This is a genomic window from Ralstonia mannitolilytica, from assembly GCF_000954135.1.
Taxonomy (GTDB): domain Bacteria; phylum Pseudomonadota; class Gammaproteobacteria; order Burkholderiales; family Burkholderiaceae; genus Ralstonia; species Ralstonia mannitolilytica.
In genome coordinates this window covers 981443-997165 of the sequence record NZ_CP010800.1, presented here as the reverse complement: position 1 = coordinate 997165, position 15723 = coordinate 981443, and the positions used below count along the sequence as shown (strand labels likewise).

The following is a 15723-nucleotide window of genomic DNA, read 5'->3' as shown; positions in this document are numbered from 1 at the left end:
CTACACTGCAACGACCACCACAACAACATTTCGGGGAGCCGCCACATGCCACGCAACCGCACCACATGGCGCGCGCTCGCGGCCGCGTTCTGCCTGCTGACGGGCATCGGCAGCGCAGCCGCGCAGGATGCACCGGCATCCGCCGCCGCACACTGCCCGCCGCCCGCCTCGAGCTTCATCCCCAAGGACGGCTGGGCCGCCGCCGCCCAGCGCGCCACCGACCACGGACTGCTCTGGCGCATTGAAAGGAACGGCCACACATCGTGGCTCTACGGCACCATCCACGTCGCGCGCGCAGACTGGATGCTGCCCGGCCCCGCCATCCGGGAGGCGCTCCAGCAGGTGGACGCCGTCGCGCTGGAACTCGACCTGCTCGACAAGGACACCGCCGGCAAGGCGCCCGCCGCGCGCAATACCAGCGAAGACCGGCAACTCCTTGCGGGGCGCCGCGGAGAACGCTTCAACAAGCTGCTCGCCGCCGCATGCCTGCCCGACACGGCCCTCACGCAGATCCGCAAGTTCCAGCCGACCATGCAGCTGGCATCGCTGGCGGTGCTGGGCGTCCGAACCGACGGCCTGTATCCGGATTTCGGCATCGACCTCTTCCTGACCACCTACGCAAAAAGCCGGCGCCTGCCCGTCGTGCCACTCGAAACCCTCGCCCAGCAGGTGCGCGTGCTCAACGAAATCGTGCCGAAGAACGAGCTCGCACAGCAGTTCGATACGGTGCTCGACGCGATTGAATCGGGCGAGGCGCGCACGCAGACGTTGACGCTCGCCAACGCATGGGCCGACAGCGACATCGGTACGCTCGAGCGCTATCCGCAGTGGTGCGACTGCCTGAAAACGCGCTCCGACAAGCGCGCGTTCCAGCGCCTGGTCACGAACCGAAACCGCGCCATGGCCGAGAACATTGCCAAGGTGCACGCCAGCGGCCAGCGGGTGTTCGGCGCCGTCGGGGCCCTGCACATGATCGGCCCCAAGGGCATTCCGGCACTGCTGGCGGCACGCGGGTTTACGGTCACGCCCGTGCTGCCGCCGCCAACGCGCTGAAAGGTCTGCGCGGGTACGGGTTCAATCCAGTTCAAGAATCCGCTGCGCGCAGGCTTCGTCGGTCACCAGGCCAGTCAGCCACCCGCCGCGCAGGGCGGCCGCAATCGCGCCCGCCTTGGCAACGCCCCCCGCCATGGCGATCACCGGGTGCGCGGGCATCGGCTGCAGCGGCAAGCTCGTGATGCGCGTTTGCAGCGGCAGGTCGAGCAGGCGCCCTTGCGCATCGATCGGCCGGCCGATCAGTTCGCCAGCGGCACCGTGCGCGAGCAGGTCGTCGACGTCTTGCGCAGTGATGAAGCCGTCGACCTGCAATGCGCACCCCGGCCCGATCGTGCCGACGCCGATGAAGGTGACATCCGCCTGCGCGGCCAGGTCTGCGACCACGCCGTAGAGGCGGTGCTGGCACCACTGGCGCGTGTCTTCCGCACTGTCGGCCACCAGCGGCGCGGGCAGCAGGTAGTAGCGGCTGCGGGTTTTCTCAGCGGCAGCCAGCGCAACGTCGTAACGATTGGACGAGCCGTCCGCGGCAATCGCCCCCACCATCGAGACGATGCGGTGCTGCGGGCGGTCGAGATCCGGCAGCTGATCGATGGCGGCGCGCAACGTGCGTCCCGAGCCGACGCTGACCACGCGCGGCGCCTCGGCCAGCAGGTGGCGCTCCATGGTCTCGGCAGCCGCCACGGCAATCATGCGCTGTACCGCTTCCGCGCTGTCGGCGGCGGTCGGCACCACGTGGCAGGCCTCCAGCCGGAAGCGGCTGCGCAGGCTTTCCGCCAGTTCCAGGCACGCTGACACAGGGTGCGTCACGCGGACCTTCACCAGCCCATGCTCCACCGCGTAGGCGATCAACCGCTGGGCGATCTGGCGCGACACCCCGAGTTGCTCGGCGATGTCCTGCTGCGTGTGGTTGCCCACGTAGTACAGCCACGCCGCGCGAGCGGCCTGATCTCGTTTCTCTTGCTGCTTGGACACGCAGCGTCTCCTCTGGCTAGAACCTTGGCGATACGGTGCACTGTATCGCGCTTTTGCTCCACGAACGAGCATTTGCTTGACAAGTGCGATACCGCATCCGATTATTTGCTCACAACACGGACAATTGCTCAATTCAGACCTTTTGTCCAGGCGATGCGGCCGCATCGCCACATTCCAAAAAGGAGACGACTGCATGTTCCGCACGTTCTTGCGCGGGATGGCCCGCCCATCTCATGTCTTCAGGCTGGCTGTCTTCGCGGCCCTCCCCGCATTCCACACGTTCTGTGCAGCCGCGGTGCACGCCGCGCCCACCACGCTCACGATCGCCACGATCAACAACCCCGACATGATCGTGCTGCAAAAGCTCTCCAGCCAGTTCGAGCAGGCCCACCCCGACATCAAGCTGCGCTGGGTCACGCTCGAAGAAGGCGTGCTGCGCCAGCGCGTGACCACCGACATCGCGACGGGCAGCGGCCAGTTCGATCTGATGACGATCGGCGGCTACGAAGCGCCGCTGTGGGCAAAGAAGGGCTGGCTCGTCCCGCTGGACATGCCCGCCGGCTACGACACGACCGACCTGCTGCCCACCGTGCGCGAGGGCCTGTCGCAAGACGGCAAGCTGTACGCCGTGCCGTTCTATGCCGAAAGTTCGATGACGTACTACCGGCGTGACCTCTTCAACGCCGCCGGCCTGAAGATGCCCGAGCAGCCGACGTATGACGACATCGCCAGATTTGCCGCCAAGCTGCATGACCCGGCCAGGGGCGTCTACGGCATCTGCCTGCGCGGGCGCGCGGGCTGGGGCGAGAACATCGCCCTCGTGTCCACCATGGTCAATACGTTCGGCGGCCGCTGGTTCGACGAGAAGTGGCAGCCGACCATCGACACGCCGCAGTGGAAGCAGGCGGTCAACACCTATGTCGACCTGCTGAAGAAATACGGCCCGCCCGGCGCCAGCAGCAACGGCTTCAACGAAAACCTCGTGCTGTTCTCGGGCGGCAAGTGCGGCATGTGGATCGACGCCACCGTCGCGGCCGGCATGGTCAGCAGCGCGAAGGATTCCAAGGTGGCCGACAAGGTGGGCTTTGCCAACGCGCCGATCGCCAGCACGCCGAAGGGCTCGCACTGGCTGTGGATCTGGGCGCTGGCGGTGCCCAAGTCGTCGAAATCACCCGAAGCCGCCAAGACGTTCGCGGCGTGGGCGACTTCGAAGGACTACATCCGCGCGGTCGCCAAGGCACAGGGCTGGGGCGAGGTGCCGCCCGGCACGCGCGCATCGACGTATGACGACCCGGCTTACCAGAAGGCCGCGCCGTTCTCAGGCTTCGTGCGCCACGCCATCGAGACGGCCAACCCGAACGATCCATCCGCGCAGAAGGTTCCGTACACCGGCGTGCAGTTCGTGACCATTCCGGAGTTCCAGTCGCTGGGCACGGTGGTGGGGCAGGCGATTGCGGGCGCGCTCGCCGGCAAGACGACCGTGGAGGATGCGCTGCGGACGTCGCAATCGCAGGCGCAGCGCGCCATGCGCCAAGGCGGCTATCTGAAGTAATGCAGCGGCGGCTGCGCCCGGAGGTCTCATGGAACACGCATTGGAATCGCACGTGAACGGCGTCGGCGGCACGCCGTCACCGGTGTCGGCGCCGGCACAGCCGCAGCGCACGCGGCGCTGGCTGCCGACGCTGCTGGTCTCGCCATCGGTGCTGGTGCTGCTGCTGTGGATGATCGTGCCGCTGGCGATGACGCTGTATTTCTCCGTCAGCCGCTACAACCTGCTCAACCCCGACCAGACCGGCCTGGCAGGGCTCGACAACTACCGCTTCCTGGTCGAAGACCCCGCCTTCTGGCCCGCCATCGCCAACACGCTGGTGCTGATCGGGTCGGTGCTGGTCATCAGTGTGGTGGCGGGCACGTTGCTGGCAGTGCTGTTCGATCAGCCGTTTGCGGGGCGCGGTGTGGCCCGCATTCTCGTCATCAGCCCGTTCTTCGTCATGCCGACCGTGGCGGCGCTCATCTGGAAGAACATGATGCTGCACCCGGTGTACGGCCTGGCCGCCTGGGTGGCGCGGCTGTTCGGCGCCGAGCCGGTGGACTGGCTGGCGACGCATCCGATGCTCTCGATCATCATCATCGTGGCGTGGCAGTGGACGCCGTTTGCGTTCCTGATCCTGCTGACGGCGCTGCAATCGCTCGATCCAGAGCAGAAGGAAGCCGCGCAGCTCGACGGCGCGAGCCCCGTGCGCATCTTCTGGCACATCGTGCTGCCGCACCTCAAGCGTGCGATTGCCGTGGTCGTGATGATCGAGACCATCTTCCTGCTCTCCATCTTTGCCGAGATCCACACCACCACAGCAGGCGGCCCCGGCACCGCCACCACCAACCTTGCGTACTTCGTCTACAGCCTCGGCCTGCAGCAGTTCGACATCGGCATCGCGTCGGCCGGCGGCATCGTGGCCGTGGTGCTGGCAAACGTCGTGGCGTTCTTCCTCGTGCGCATGCTGGCCCGCAACCTGAAAGGAGTGCACGAGCAATGAGCACGCTGACTTCCACCTGGCGCACCCGGCTGGCTGGCGTACTGGCTTGGACGATCGCCCTGGCGCTGTTCTTCCCTATCGCCTGGGCAGCGCTGACGGCCTTCAAGACCGAGCAGGACGCCTATACGCCCACGCTGTTGTTCACGCCCACGCTCGACAGCTTCCGCGAGGTGCTGGAGCGCGCGCACTACCCGAGCTTCCTCGGCAACTCGCTGGCGGTATCGGCCATCTCCACGCTGCTGGCCCTGGCGATTGCCATCCCGGCGGGCTATGCGATGGCGTTCTTCCCGAACAGGCGCACGCAGCAGGTGCTGCTGTGGATGCTCTCCACCAAGATGATGCCGGCCGTGGGCGTACTGCTGCCGGTGTACCTGCTGGCAAAGACGGCGTGGCTGCTAGATTCCATCACGGCGCTCGTCATTGTCTACACGCTCGCCAACCTGCCGATTGCCGTCTGGATGGTCTTCACCTACTGCAACGACGTGCCGCGCGAGATTTTCGAGGCCGCGCGCATGGACGGCGCCAACCTCTGGCAGGAACTCGTCTACGTGCTGCTGCCGACGATGCTGCCGGGGCTCGCCTCCACCGCGCTGCTTTTGCTGATCCTGTCGTGGAACGAAGCCTTCTGGAGCCTGAACCTGACCAGCATCGACGCGGCGCCGCTCACCGTGTTCATCGCGTCGTACTCGAACCCTGAAGGCCTGTTCTGGGCCAAGCTCTCCGCCGCGTCTGTGCTGGCGATTGCGCCGATCCTCGTGCTGGGCTGGCTGGCGCAGCGGCAACTCGTGCGTGGCCTGACGTTCGGAGCCGTGAAGTGACGATGACGCAGACCGACGTGCGCGCCCCCGCCTACCTGATCTGCGACTGCGACGGTGTGCTGATCGACAGCGAATCCGTGGCGCTGCGCGCGCTGATCCGCACGCTCGGTCCGCACGTGCCGCACCTCTCGCCGGCCGCGCTCGAGGAGATGCTCGAACCGCGCCTGGGCATGAACACGGTGGCACTGCTCGACGAGCTGCAAGGCAGCATCGGCCTGAGGCTCTCGGATGCTGAGCTGGCAAGCGTCCTTGCAGACGTCGAGCACGACTGCGCCACGCAATCGCAGCCGGTGCCTGGCATCGCCAAGCTGCTCGCCACCGTGCCGCAGCCCAAGGCAGTGGCAAGCAACAGCAGCCGCCCGCGCATTGAAGCCAGCCTCGTGCGCGCCGGCCTGCGCGACGTGTTCGGCGAGCACATCTACAGCGCCTACGAAATGCCCCAACCCAAGCCGGCGCCGGACGTGTACCTCGCGGCGTGCGCAGGCCTCGGTGCAGCACCCGTGCATTGCCTGGCCATCGAAGACAGCGACACCGGGGTGCGCGCCGCCCGCGCCGCCGGCCTGACGGTGTTCGGCTTTGCCGGCGTTGCACACGCGCCGGCCGTTGCCACGCAGCGCCTGCTGGCCGCGGGCGCACGCTACGTCTTTACCGACATGCGCGCCCTGGCCGACGCCCTGACGTCGACACTCGCCACGCCCGCCTGAGCCACATATCGCATACCGAAGATCGAAGATCGAGTACGCCCAAGGAGACGCCCCATGGCCAGCCTCACTCTGCGCAATCTGCAAAAGCGCTACGAACAGAACACCGTCCTGCACAACATCAACCTCGACATTGCCGACGGTGAATTCGTCGTCTTCGTCGGGCCCTCGGGCTGCGGCAAGTCCACCCTGCTGCGCACGATTGCCGGCCTGGAGGACATCGACGGCGGCGACCTGCTGATCGGCGATACGCGCGTCAACGACGTGGTACCGGCCAAGCGCGGCATTGCGATGGTGTTTCAGTCGTACGCGCTGTATCCGCACATGAGCGTGTACGACAACATGGCCTTCGGTCTGAAGCTCTCGGGGATGAAGCGCGAGGCCATCGACGCCGCCGTGCGCCGCGCCGCCGAGGTACTGCACATCGACGCGCTGCTCGATCGCAAGCCACGGCAGCTCTCCGGGGGTCAGCGCCAGCGCGTTGCCATCGGCCGGGCCATCACGCGAGAGCCCAAGGTCTTCCTGTTCGACGAGCCGCTCTCCAACCTCGATGCCGCGCTGCGCGTGAAGATGCGCCTGGAGTTTGCGCGCCTGCACGATGCACTCAAGACGACCATGATCTACGTCACGCACGACCAGGTCGAAGCCATGACGCTGGCCGACAAGATCGTCGTGCTGCGCGATGGCCGTATCGAGCAGGTCGGCTCGCCGCAGACCCTCTATCACCATCCGGCCAGCGAGTTCGTCGCGGGCTTCATCGGCTCGCCAAAGATGAACTTCCTGCGCGGCAACGTCGTGCGTGCCGATGCGTCGGGCGTGGACGTGGCGCTTGCGGGCGGCCAGCAGCGTGTGGCGGTGTCGCCAGGCGCGTTGCGCGCGGGCGATGCCGTCACGCTGGGCGTTCGGCCGGAGCATCTGCATCTTGATGCGGCCGGCGCGATGCGGGCGTCGGTCACGCACATCGAATCCCTGGGCGATGTGGCGTACCTGCATGCCGACTGCGAGGCCGCGCCCGACGGCCTCGTGCTGCGCGTGCCGGAGTCGACCAGGCTGGCGCACGGCAGCGCCATCAGCGTGGCTGCGGATGCCGCGCACTGCCATCTGTTCGATGCCGAGGGCCGCGCGCTGCCGCGCCTGCAAACCCAACTGGCCGCCTGACCTGCAACGCTCCACGCCCACGCTCATGCCTTCTTCCAACGCTTCTTCCACCTGGCTGCACCTGGGGGCCGGCTCGTTCCATCGCGCGCATCAGGCGTGGTACCTGCATCGCCTGCGCGAGGCCGGGGATGCCCCATGGCGTCTTGCCCTGGCCAACATCCGCAACGATGCCGCAACGCTGCTGCACGACCTGGCCGCGCAGCACGGCGCTTACACGCTGGAGACGGTGGACACCGCCGGCCGTCGCGCGTACGAGCGCGTCACGTCCATCGATACCATCGTGCCCTGGGATGCCGACCTCGCTGCGGTGTGCGAAATCGGGGGCGCGCCCGAGACACGCGTGATCTCCTTCACGGTCACGGAAGGCGGCTACTACCTCGACCAGCAGCACCAGCTCGACACCACGCAGCCCGACATTGCGACTGACCTGCGCGGCGGCGCCTGCACGCTGTACGGCGCGCTCGCACGCGTGCTGCGCCAGCGCATGCGCCGCGGCGGCGCACCGGTCACCCTGCTCAACTGCGACAACCTGCGCCACAACGGCGAGCGCGTCGCGCACGGCCTGCGCCAGTTCCTCACGCTGCACGGCGACGACGATCTCGTTGCATGGCTGGACACCCACGCCAGCACGCCCAATACCATGGTCGACCGGATCACCCCACGCCCGACCGATATCCTGCGCGAGCGCGTGGCCGCGCACACCGGCTGGCAAGACCGGTGCCCCGTCATGGCCGAGACCTTCGTGCAATGGGTGGTCGAGGACGATTTCCGCGCTGGCCGGCCCGCGCTGGAACGCGTGGGGGTGAAGTTCGTGAGCACCGTGCTGCCGTATGAGGAGGCGAAGATCCGCGTGCTCAACGCCAGCCATAGCTGCATCGCGTGGGCCGGCACGCTGCTGGGCCTGCGCACCATCGACGAAAGCGTGGCCGTACCGTCCATCCGCCGCATGGCGTGGGACTACGTCACGCACGACGTCATCCCCTGCCTGACACCGAGCCCCGTCGACCTGGCTGCCTACCGCGACACCGTGCTCGACCGCTTTGCCAATCCGCACATCGGTGACACGAACCAGCGCGTGGCGGCCGACGGCTTCTCGAAGATTCCCGGCTTCATCACGCCGACGCTGGTGGAGTCGCTCGCGCGCGGTCATGCGCCGCTCGCCACGGCGATGCTGCCGGCGCTGTTCTTCGTGTTTCTGGAGCGATGGGGCGCCGGTGCGCTGCCGTATGCCTACCAGGACGGCCAGTTCGACCCTGCCGCCGCCCGCGCCATGCTCGATGCGCCCGACCCCGTCGCCGTGTACTGCCAGAACGCCGCACTGTGGGGCAGCCTCGCTGGAACGCCACCGCTCACAGGCCTCGTCCGCGATGCGGTGGGGCGTGTGCGCGCGTGGCTCGGGATCGAGCAGGCTGCCACCGCCGGTTGACGACGAACGGATACGCGCGACAATCGACGCCTCACACAACCGGACCCGGCGGCCCCATGTACCTCGGCATCGATCTCGGCACCTCCGAAGTCAAAGTGCTGCTGCTGGACGCAGCGGGCAGCATCGTCGGCACGGCCGGCGAAGCGCTGACCGTGTCGCGGCCGCAGGTTGGCTGGGCAGAGCAATCGCCTGACGACTGGTGGCAGGCCACGTGCGCGGCCATCGGCAAATTGCGCAGCGTGGCGCCGCGTGCGTTTGCCGCCACGCGTGCGATCGGGCTGTCGGGCCAGATGCACGGTGCCGTGCTGCTCGATGCGCGCAACCGCGTCTTGCGGCCGGCCATCCTGTGGAACGACACGCGCAGCACCGCCGAATGTCTCGAGCTGACACGCCGCGTGCCCAGCCTGCACGCCATTGCCGGCAACCTGGCGATGCCCGGGTTCACTGCGCCCAAGCTGCTGTGGAGCGCGCGTCATGAGCCGGCGGTCTTCGACGCCATCGACTGCGTGCTGTTGCCCAAGGACTATCTGCGCCTGCGCCTGACGGGCGAGCGCGCGTCAGACCCGTCGGATGCCGGCGGCACGCTGTGGCTGGACGTGGCGCGGCGCACCTGGTCTGACGAACTGCTGGCCGCGACGGGGCTGTCGCGCCGGCACATGCCGCGGCTCGTGGAAGGCAGCGCCGCCAGTGGCACGTTGCTGCCCGAGGTGGCCGATGCGTGGGGCCTGGCGCCTGACGTCATCGTGGCCGGCGGCGGTGGCGACGGCGCGGCCAGCGCCGTGGGCATCGGCGCGACGCAGCCGGGCGACGGCTTCCTGTCGCTGGGCACGTCGGGTGTGATCTTCGTGGTCAACGACCGCTTCCACCCCAACCCCGCACAGGCCGTCCATGCCTTCTGTCACGCGCTGCCCGAACGCTGGCACCAGATGAGCGTGATGCTTTCCGCCGCAAGCTGCCTGCGCTGGTTCTGCCGGCTGACCAGCGTGCACGAAGCCACGCTGCTCGAAGAGATTGCCGCGCTGCCCGAACCCGCGCGCGAATCCGCGCCGTTCTTCCTGCCTTACCTGTCGGGCGAGCGCACGCCGCACAACGATGCACTCGCGCAGGGGCATTTCCACAACCTCACGCACGCCAGCGACCGCGCCGCGCTCGGCTACGCCGTGATCGAAGGCGTGGCCTTCGGCATGGCCGACGGCCTGGATGCATTGCGCGCGGCCGGCACGCAGGTCGCATCGCTGTCATTTGTGGGCGGTGGCTCGCGCAGCCCGTTCTGGGCGCAACTGCTGGCCGACACGCTCAGTACCGAACTGACAACGCACGTGGGCAGCGAAGCAGGCGGGGCGCTCGGCGCCGCCCGCCTGGGCTGGATGGCCGATGGCGGCATTGAAGCCACCGCCTGCGCCAAGCCGCCCGTGCTGGCCACGTATCGGCCCGACGCCGCGCGCCATGCGCGCCTTGCGCAGCGGCTGTCGGCATTCCGCGCGCTGTATCGACGCGCATCGCCGCCGGCCACCGCGCCCGCTCCACAAACCGCTGCCCTGCCCTTGCCTGCATGACCGCCCCCGCGTCGCCCGCCCAACCGCTGCCCCGCCTCGTCGTCTTTGGCGAGGCGCTGACCGACTTTCTGCATCAAGGCAACGGCCAGTGGCTTGCCCGGCCCGGCGGCGCATGCTGGAACGTCGCGCGGGTGGCGGCACGCCTGGGCGCGCCCACCGGCTACGCAGGCGCCATCAGCAACGACGTATTCGGCGATGCGCTGTTCTCCGATTCGCGAGCCGCCGGGCTCGACCTGCGCTTCCTGCAGCGCGTGGACCGCGCTCCGCTGCTGGCGATGGTCACCTCCACGCAGCCACCGCACTACTTCTTCGTGGGCGACGACAGCGCAGACCTGCATTTCGATGTGCAGGCCCTGCCGGCCGGCTGGCAGGCCGCCGTGGAGGTCGCGCATTTCGGCTGCATCAGTCTGGCGCGCGAACCGCTGGGCAGCCGCCTCGTGGCACTGGCCGAAACGCTGGCCGCGCAAGGCACGCGCATCACCTTCGATCCCAACTGGCGCGTGACGATGGCCGCTGCGCACTACGCACCGCTGCTCCGGCGCATGGCAGCCATTGCGTCGGTCATCAAGGTATCGGACGAGGATTTGCACCAGCTGTTTCCCAGCCATGCCGATCCGCTCAGCGTGCTGCGTGCGCTTGCGCCGCAAGCCGACATCCTGCTCACGCTCGGTGCGAAGGGCATGGTGTGGGTGCAACGCGGCCACGGCGATGTCCGCATCGCGCAGGAGGCGTTCACCGTGCCGGTGGTCGACACGGTCGGATGCGGCGATGCCGCCATGGGCGGCTGGCTCGCCAGCCTGCTGCGCTGCCCCGACGCGCCCGTGCAGACGCATCTGCGCCAGGCTGCGGCTGCGGCGGCCTTGACGGCTTCGCGCGCAGGCGCCTATGCCGGCACGCAAGCCGAGGTGGAAGCCCTGCTGCAGGCGCATGCTGCCATGCCACAATCGGCGGTCTGATATCGGATCGCCCCGGGGCTTGTTTTGGAACTGCTTCGCATTGCTGTGCTGTTTGCCGCCACCGCCGTGGCGGAAATCGTCGGCTGCTACCTGCCATGGCTGGTCCTGCGCCAAGGCAAGCCGATGTGGTGGCTGCTGCCCGCAGCCGCGTCGCTGGCGCTGTTTGCGTGGCTGCTGACGCTGCACCCGACGGCAGCCGGCCGCACGTATGCCGCCTACGGCGGTGTGTACATTGCCGTGGCGCTGGTCTGGCTGCGCGCGGTCGATGGCGTCACGCTCACGCGTTGGGACATCGTCGGCGCAGCCATTGCGTTGGTGGGGATGGCGGTGATTGCGCTGCAGCCCCGGGGCAGCTGATCGTTGGCCGCAAGGCGCGCGATCTTTACGCTTCGCTGACCGCAATGGAACTGTCAGCCACCGCAGTACCCGACCGAAGCATCATCGCAGCCGGCGATTGCGCTCGGCGCTCACTCGCCGCCCCCTTCCAACCGTTTCTTACTGCGGAGGCCAGAATGCCTGCCAACCTCGTCAAACACCTTCCTGTGGCCCCGATGCTGATGGCGGCTGCCACGAGCGCGTCGGCGCTGACCACATCGCCCCACACCTTCCGCGAGTCGGACTTGCAGGCGATGCTGGCCCAAAGCCAGCCGGCGCAGCCTGCTCAGCGTGTGCAACAGGCACCGCGCGCACCATTGACCGTCGGCGTGAGCGATCCCGAGACCAGGCTCGTCCTGCCGTGGTTCCTGGCCGAGCTGGTCGACGCGGTGAACCAGCACACCGCACCGCAAGACGTGGCGAAGAAGCTGCGCAAGGGCATCTGACGCAGGCTTTCCCGGGAGCGGCGCGCGCGGTGCTGTATATTCATACAGTTATTTTTTGTGACGCCCCACCGTGCTTGCCGCCTCCCCCGCCCCTGACACCACCAGCGCCCCGGCCACGCCGGGCTATCTGGCCCAACTGAACGACCAGCAGCGCCAGGCGGTCGAGTTCGGCATTTCGGGGCCAGACGCGGCGGAGACCGGCCCGCTGCTCGTATTGGCCGGGGCAGGCTCGGGCAAGACCCACACGCTGGGCTGGCGCGTGGCACATCTCGTGGCCAACGGGGCGGACCCGCAACGCATCCTGCTGCTGACGTTCTCGCGCCGGGCGGCGAGCGAGCTGTCCAGCCGCGCCGGCCATCTGCTCGCCCGCGCCATGCACGGTGAACGCACCAACGGTGGGCTCAACGCGGCGGGCGCCTCCTACCAGACGACCCTGCCGTGGGCTGGCACCTTCCACGGCATCGGCGCGCGCCTGCTGCGCGAATACGCCGAGCGCGTCGGCCTGGCACCCGATTTCACCATCCACGATCGCAGCGACTCGGCCGACCTGCTCAACGTCGTGCGCCACGAGCTGAACCTGTCGACCAAGGAGCGCCGCTTCCCGCTCAAGCAGACGTGCCTGGCCATCTACTCGCGCGCCATCAACGCCGAAAGCCCGCTGAACGCCGTGCTCAAACACCACTTTCCGTGGTGCGCGATGTGGGAGGCGCAGCTGCGCACGCTCTTCGACGCATATGTCGAGGCCAAGCAGGCCCAGCACGTGCTCGACTACGACGACCTGCTGCTCTACTGGCACGCGATGGTGTCCGACGCGGACCTTGCTGCCGAGATCGGTGCGCGCTTCGACCACATCCTCGTCGACGAATACCAGGACACGAACCGGCTGCAGTCGTCCATCCTGCGGGCGCTGCGCCCGGACGGCCGCGGCGTGACGGTGGTGGGCGACGACGCGCAATCGATCTACGCATTCCGCGCGGCCACGGTGCGCAACATCCTCGACTTCCCGCGCCATTTTTCGCGCCCGGCGCGCACGGTGCTGCTGGAGCGCAATTACCGCTCGACCCAGCCGATCCTGGACGCATCCAATGGTGTGATGCGCTTTGCCACCGAACGCTTTGCCAAGACGCTGTGGACCGATCGGGCGTCGACGCATCGGCCGCGGCTGATCTCGGTGCGCGACGAGGCCGAACAGGCGCGCTGCGTGGCCGAGCAGGTGCTGCGTCACCGGGAAGGCGGGCTGACGCTGAAATCGCAGGCCGTGCTGTTCCGCACCGCGAGCCACAGCGCGCCGCTCGAGATCGAACTCACGCGCCGCAACATCCCGTTCGTGAAATACGGCGGCCTGAAGTTTCTGGAGGCGGCGCATGTGAAGGACGTGCTCTCGGTGCTGCGCTGGGCCGAGAACCCGCGCAACCGCATCGCCGGCTTTCGCGTGATCCAACTGCTGCCGGGCGCCGGCCCCGCCACGGCCGCGCGCGTGCTCGATGCGATGGCCGAAGCGGTGGACCCCATTGCCGCGCTCCTGGCCTACGAACCGCCCGCACGCCTCGCCGGCGACTGGGCCACGCTCATGGCGCTGATGCAGACCCTGCGCGCGCCCAAGGACAGCCTGGCCTGGGCCAGCGAACTCGAAGCCGTCGGCGCGTGGTACGCCCCGCACATGGAACGCCTGCACGACGATGCCGCCGTGCGCCAGGGCGACCTGGACCAGCTCGCGCGCATGGCCGCCACGTACGCCACGCGCGAACGCTTCCTGACCGAGATGACCCTCGACCCGCCCGAACTGACCAGCGATGAATCGGGCGAACCGTACCGCGACGAGGACTACCTGATCCTGTCGACGATCCACTCGTCGAAGGGCCAGGAATGGAAGGCGGTGTATGTGCTGAACGCCGTGGACGGCTGCATGCCCGCCGACCTGGGCGCCGGCTCGCACGAAGAGCTGGAGGAAGAGCGCCGCCTGCTCTACGTGGCGATGACGCGTGCGCGCGAGCATCTCGACATCCTCGTACCGCAGCGCTTCTACGTGACGCAGCAAACACCCAATGGCGATCGGCACATCTACGCGTCGCGCACGCGCTTCATTCCGCCGGCGCTGCTGCCGCTGTTCGAAGCCTGCGCCTGGCCGGAACCGGAGCCCGGCGCCGATCCGGCAGCCGAAGCCCGCGCCGCCGCCAAGGTAGACCTGACCAAGAAGATGCGCGGCTACTGGCAGAAGTAGGCGGCCTGCCTCAGTCGACGATCTCGGGCCGCTTGACCACCTGCGTGGACTCGAAGCGCGAGAGCTGCGCGAAGATCCACGCGGCCGCCGCCGTCATCACGCCCACGCACAGGAAGGTCTTGTGGAAAGCGGCCAGTGTGTCGTGTCCTTCCGGCCCGGCCGTGAAATCGGTAAAGCCCGTGAGCAGCGCGCCCGCCGCCGCCACCCCGAGGCTCATCGACAGCATCATCACCATGGACAGCATGCTGTTGCCCGCGCTCGCCAGCGGCCCGTTCAGGTCCTTGAGCGTGAGCGTGTTCATGGCGGTGAACTGCATCGAGTTGAACGTGCCGAACAGTGCCAGCTGGACGATGCGCAGCCACAGCGGCTTGTCCGGCGTCATCAATGCAAAGCTGGCCATCATCAGGCCGACCATGAGCGTGTTGGCAAACAGCATGCGGCGATAGCCGTAATGCTTGATCGCCCAGGTACCCAGGGGCTTGGCCGCCATGCCGGCCGCAGCCACAGGCACCATCATCAGGCCCGCCTGCAACGGCGAATACCCCAGGCTCACCTGCAGCAGCAGCGGGATCAGGAACGGCATGCCGCCGCTGCCGATGCGCGCAAACAGGTTGCCCAGGATGCCGATGGAAAAACTCGGGATCCCGAACAGCGTGCGCGGAAACAGCGGCCCCACCACACGCCCAGCGTGCAGCCAGTACGCCGTGAGCGCCGCCAGCCCGAAGATCAGCAGCACCAGCACCGTGGCATGCTGGAAGCCCAGCTCCGACAGCCCGTCGAGCGAGAACGACACCGCCGCCATGCCGAAGGCCAGCATCAGGTAGCCCGACCAATCGAAGCGGCTGTCGTCGTCGGCCCGCACGTCCGGCATCACCTTGAGCGTGACCAGCGCGCCCACTACCCCGACCGGTATGTTGATGAGGAAGATCCAGTGCCACGACACGGCCTGCACCAGCCAGCCGCCGAGCGTCGGGCCGATCAGCGGGCCGATCAGCCCCGGGATCGTGACGAAGCTCATGGCGGGCAGAAACTGCTCGCGCGGCACCACGCGCAGCACCGTCAGCCGCCCGACCGGCATCAGCAGCGCACCGCCCACGCCCTGCACCACGCGCGAGGCAATCAGCATGGTCAGGCTGCGCGACTCGGCGCACAGCAATGACCCGATCGTGAACAGGAAGATGGCCACGAAGAACATGCGGCGCGTGCCGAACCGGTCGGCCAGCCAGCCCGACGCGGGCATCAGCATGGCCGTCGTCAGCGTGTAGGCGATGATGACCGACTGCATCTTCAGCGGGCTTTCCGACAGACTGCGCGCCATGGCGGGCAGCGCCGTGTTGACGATGGTGGAATCCAGCGTCTGCATGAACAGCCCGATGGCCACCAGCCAGAGCAGCGGTTGAAGCGACTTGTCGACGGAAACGGAAGTGGACATGGGCGGGTCGGTACGTGCGGCGCAACCGCCATTGTGGCGCGCCTGGGATGCGCCCGCAAACGATGTTCCCGGCCG

At 68.0% G+C, this 15723-nt stretch carries 14 protein-coding genes; 12 read left to right on the top strand and 2 right to left on the bottom strand.

Annotated features, from left to right (window positions below):
* Nucleotides 1–45 precede the first annotated feature (45 nt).
* Nucleotides 46–1053 (top strand): TraB/GumN family protein, encoded by a 1008-nt coding sequence (locus TK49_RS21115; RefSeq protein ID WP_052698633.1) that lies wholly within the window; start codon nucleotides 46–48, stop codon nucleotides 1051–1053.
* A gap of 21 nt (nucleotides 1054–1074) precedes the next feature.
* Here the strand turns inward: TK49_RS21115 and TK49_RS21110 are convergent, their stop codons facing one another.
* A complete protein-coding gene (locus tag TK49_RS21110) occupies nucleotides 1075–2025 on the bottom strand; it encodes a sugar-binding transcriptional regulator (protein WP_045219758.1) in 951 nt (316 codons plus the stop codon).
* A 193-nt stretch (nucleotides 2026–2218) separates the two neighbouring features.
* On the opposite strand from TK49_RS21110, the gene TK49_RS21105 reads away from it, so the two are divergent.
* The 11 genes from TK49_RS21105 (at nucleotide 2219) to TK49_RS21055 (ending at nucleotide 14216) form a co-directional block, all read left to right on the top strand.
* Nucleotides 2219–3577, top strand: a complete 1359-nt coding sequence (locus TK49_RS21105) for an ABC transporter substrate-binding protein (RefSeq protein ID WP_052698632.1) — start codon at nucleotides 2219–2221, stop codon at nucleotides 3575–3577.
* A gap of 28 nt (nucleotides 3578–3605) precedes the next feature.
* Complete coding sequence (locus TK49_RS21100; protein ID WP_082076369.1) at nucleotides 3606–4559, top strand: carbohydrate ABC transporter permease; 954 nt, start codon at nucleotides 3606–3608, stop codon at nucleotides 4557–4559.
* Nucleotides 4556–5377: a carbohydrate ABC transporter permease gene (locus tag TK49_RS21095; protein ID WP_045219756.1), complete on the top strand. Its 822-nt coding sequence runs from the start codon at nucleotides 4556–4558 to the stop codon at nucleotides 5375–5377. The genes TK49_RS21100 and TK49_RS21095 overlap by 4 nt, the downstream gene beginning before the upstream one ends.
* 2 nt (nucleotides 5378–5379) lie before the next feature.
* Entirely contained in the window at nucleotides 5380–6081 is a 702-nt protein-coding gene (locus tag TK49_RS21090; RefSeq protein ID WP_045219754.1) for an HAD family hydrolase, read from the top strand.
* A 54-nt stretch (nucleotides 6082–6135) separates the two neighbouring features.
* Nucleotides 6136–7236: an ABC transporter ATP-binding protein gene (locus tag TK49_RS21085; protein ID WP_045219752.1), complete on the top strand. Its 1101-nt coding sequence runs from the start codon at nucleotides 6136–6138 to the stop codon at nucleotides 7234–7236.
* 25 nt (nucleotides 7237–7261) lie between these two features.
* Nucleotides 7262–8662: a D-arabinitol 4-dehydrogenase gene (gene dalD / locus TK49_RS21080; RefSeq protein WP_045220444.1), complete on the top strand. Its 1401-nt coding sequence runs from the start codon at nucleotides 7262–7264 to the stop codon at nucleotides 8660–8662.
* A gap of 56 nt (nucleotides 8663–8718) precedes the next feature.
* Nucleotides 8719–10218: a xylulokinase gene (gene xylB / locus TK49_RS21075; RefSeq protein ID WP_045219749.1), complete on the top strand. Its 1500-nt coding sequence runs from the start codon at nucleotides 8719–8721 to the stop codon at nucleotides 10216–10218.
* On the top strand, nucleotides 10215–11174 hold the full coding sequence (locus tag TK49_RS21070; RefSeq protein WP_045219747.1) for a carbohydrate kinase family protein: 960 nt from the start codon (nucleotides 10215–10217) through the stop codon (nucleotides 11172–11174). Before xylB ends, TK49_RS21070 begins: the two co-directional genes overlap by 4 nt.
* 24 nt (nucleotides 11175–11198) lie before the next feature.
* Entirely contained in the window at nucleotides 11199–11531 is a 333-nt protein-coding gene (locus tag TK49_RS21065; protein ID WP_045219746.1) for a YnfA family protein, read from the top strand.
* Between the two features lie 155 nt (nucleotides 11532–11686).
* Nucleotides 11687–11995, top strand: a complete 309-nt coding sequence (locus TK49_RS21060) for a hypothetical protein (protein ID WP_045219744.1) — start codon at nucleotides 11687–11689, stop codon at nucleotides 11993–11995.
* Between the two features lie 70 nt (nucleotides 11996–12065).
* Nucleotides 12066–14216, top strand: a complete 2151-nt coding sequence (locus tag TK49_RS21055; protein WP_045219741.1) for an ATP-dependent helicase — start codon at nucleotides 12066–12068, stop codon at nucleotides 14214–14216.
* A gap of 10 nt (nucleotides 14217–14226) precedes the next feature.
* Here TK49_RS21055 and mdtD read toward each other — a convergent pair whose 3' ends face one another.
* Nucleotides 14227–15648: a multidrug transporter subunit MdtD gene (gene mdtD, locus TK49_RS21050; protein ID WP_045220443.1), complete on the bottom strand. Its 1422-nt coding sequence runs from the start codon at nucleotides 15646–15648 to the stop codon at nucleotides 14227–14229.
* Between the last annotated feature and the right edge of the window lie 75 nt (nucleotides 15649–15723).

Excerpts from the sequence above, each read along its gene's own strand:
- TK49_RS21115 (WP_052698633.1), top strand. The coding sequence starts at position 46 with ATGCCACGCAACCGCACCACATGGCGCGCGCTCGCGGCCGCGTTCTGC.
- TK49_RS21105 (WP_052698632.1), top strand. The coding sequence starts at position 2,219 with ATGTTCCGCACGTTCTTGCGCGGGATGGCCCGCCCATCTCATGTCTTC.
- TK49_RS21100 (WP_082076369.1), top strand. The coding sequence starts at position 3,606 with ATGGAACACGCATTGGAATCGCACGTGAACGGCGTCGGCGGCACGCCG.
- TK49_RS21095 (WP_045219756.1), top strand. The coding sequence starts at position 4,556 with ATGAGCACGCTGACTTCCACCTGGCGCACCCGGCTGGCTGGCGTACTG.
- TK49_RS21090 (WP_045219754.1), top strand. The coding sequence starts at position 5,380 with ATGACGCAGACCGACGTGCGCGCCCCCGCCTACCTGATCTGCGACTGC.
- TK49_RS21085 (WP_045219752.1), top strand. The coding sequence starts at position 6,136 with ATGGCCAGCCTCACTCTGCGCAATCTGCAAAAGCGCTACGAACAGAAC.
- dalD (WP_045220444.1), top strand. The coding sequence starts at position 7,262 with ATGCCTTCTTCCAACGCTTCTTCCACCTGGCTGCACCTGGGGGCCGGC.
- xylB (WP_045219749.1), top strand. The coding sequence starts at position 8,719 with ATGTACCTCGGCATCGATCTCGGCACCTCCGAAGTCAAAGTGCTGCTG.
- TK49_RS21070 (WP_045219747.1), top strand. The coding sequence starts at position 10,215 with ATGACCGCCCCCGCGTCGCCCGCCCAACCGCTGCCCCGCCTCGTCGTC.
- TK49_RS21060 (WP_045219744.1), top strand. The coding sequence starts at position 11,687 with ATGCCTGCCAACCTCGTCAAACACCTTCCTGTGGCCCCGATGCTGATG.
- mdtD (WP_045220443.1), bottom strand. The coding sequence starts at position 15,648 with ATGTCCACTTCCGTTTCCGTCGACAAGTCGCTTCAACCGCTGCTCTGG.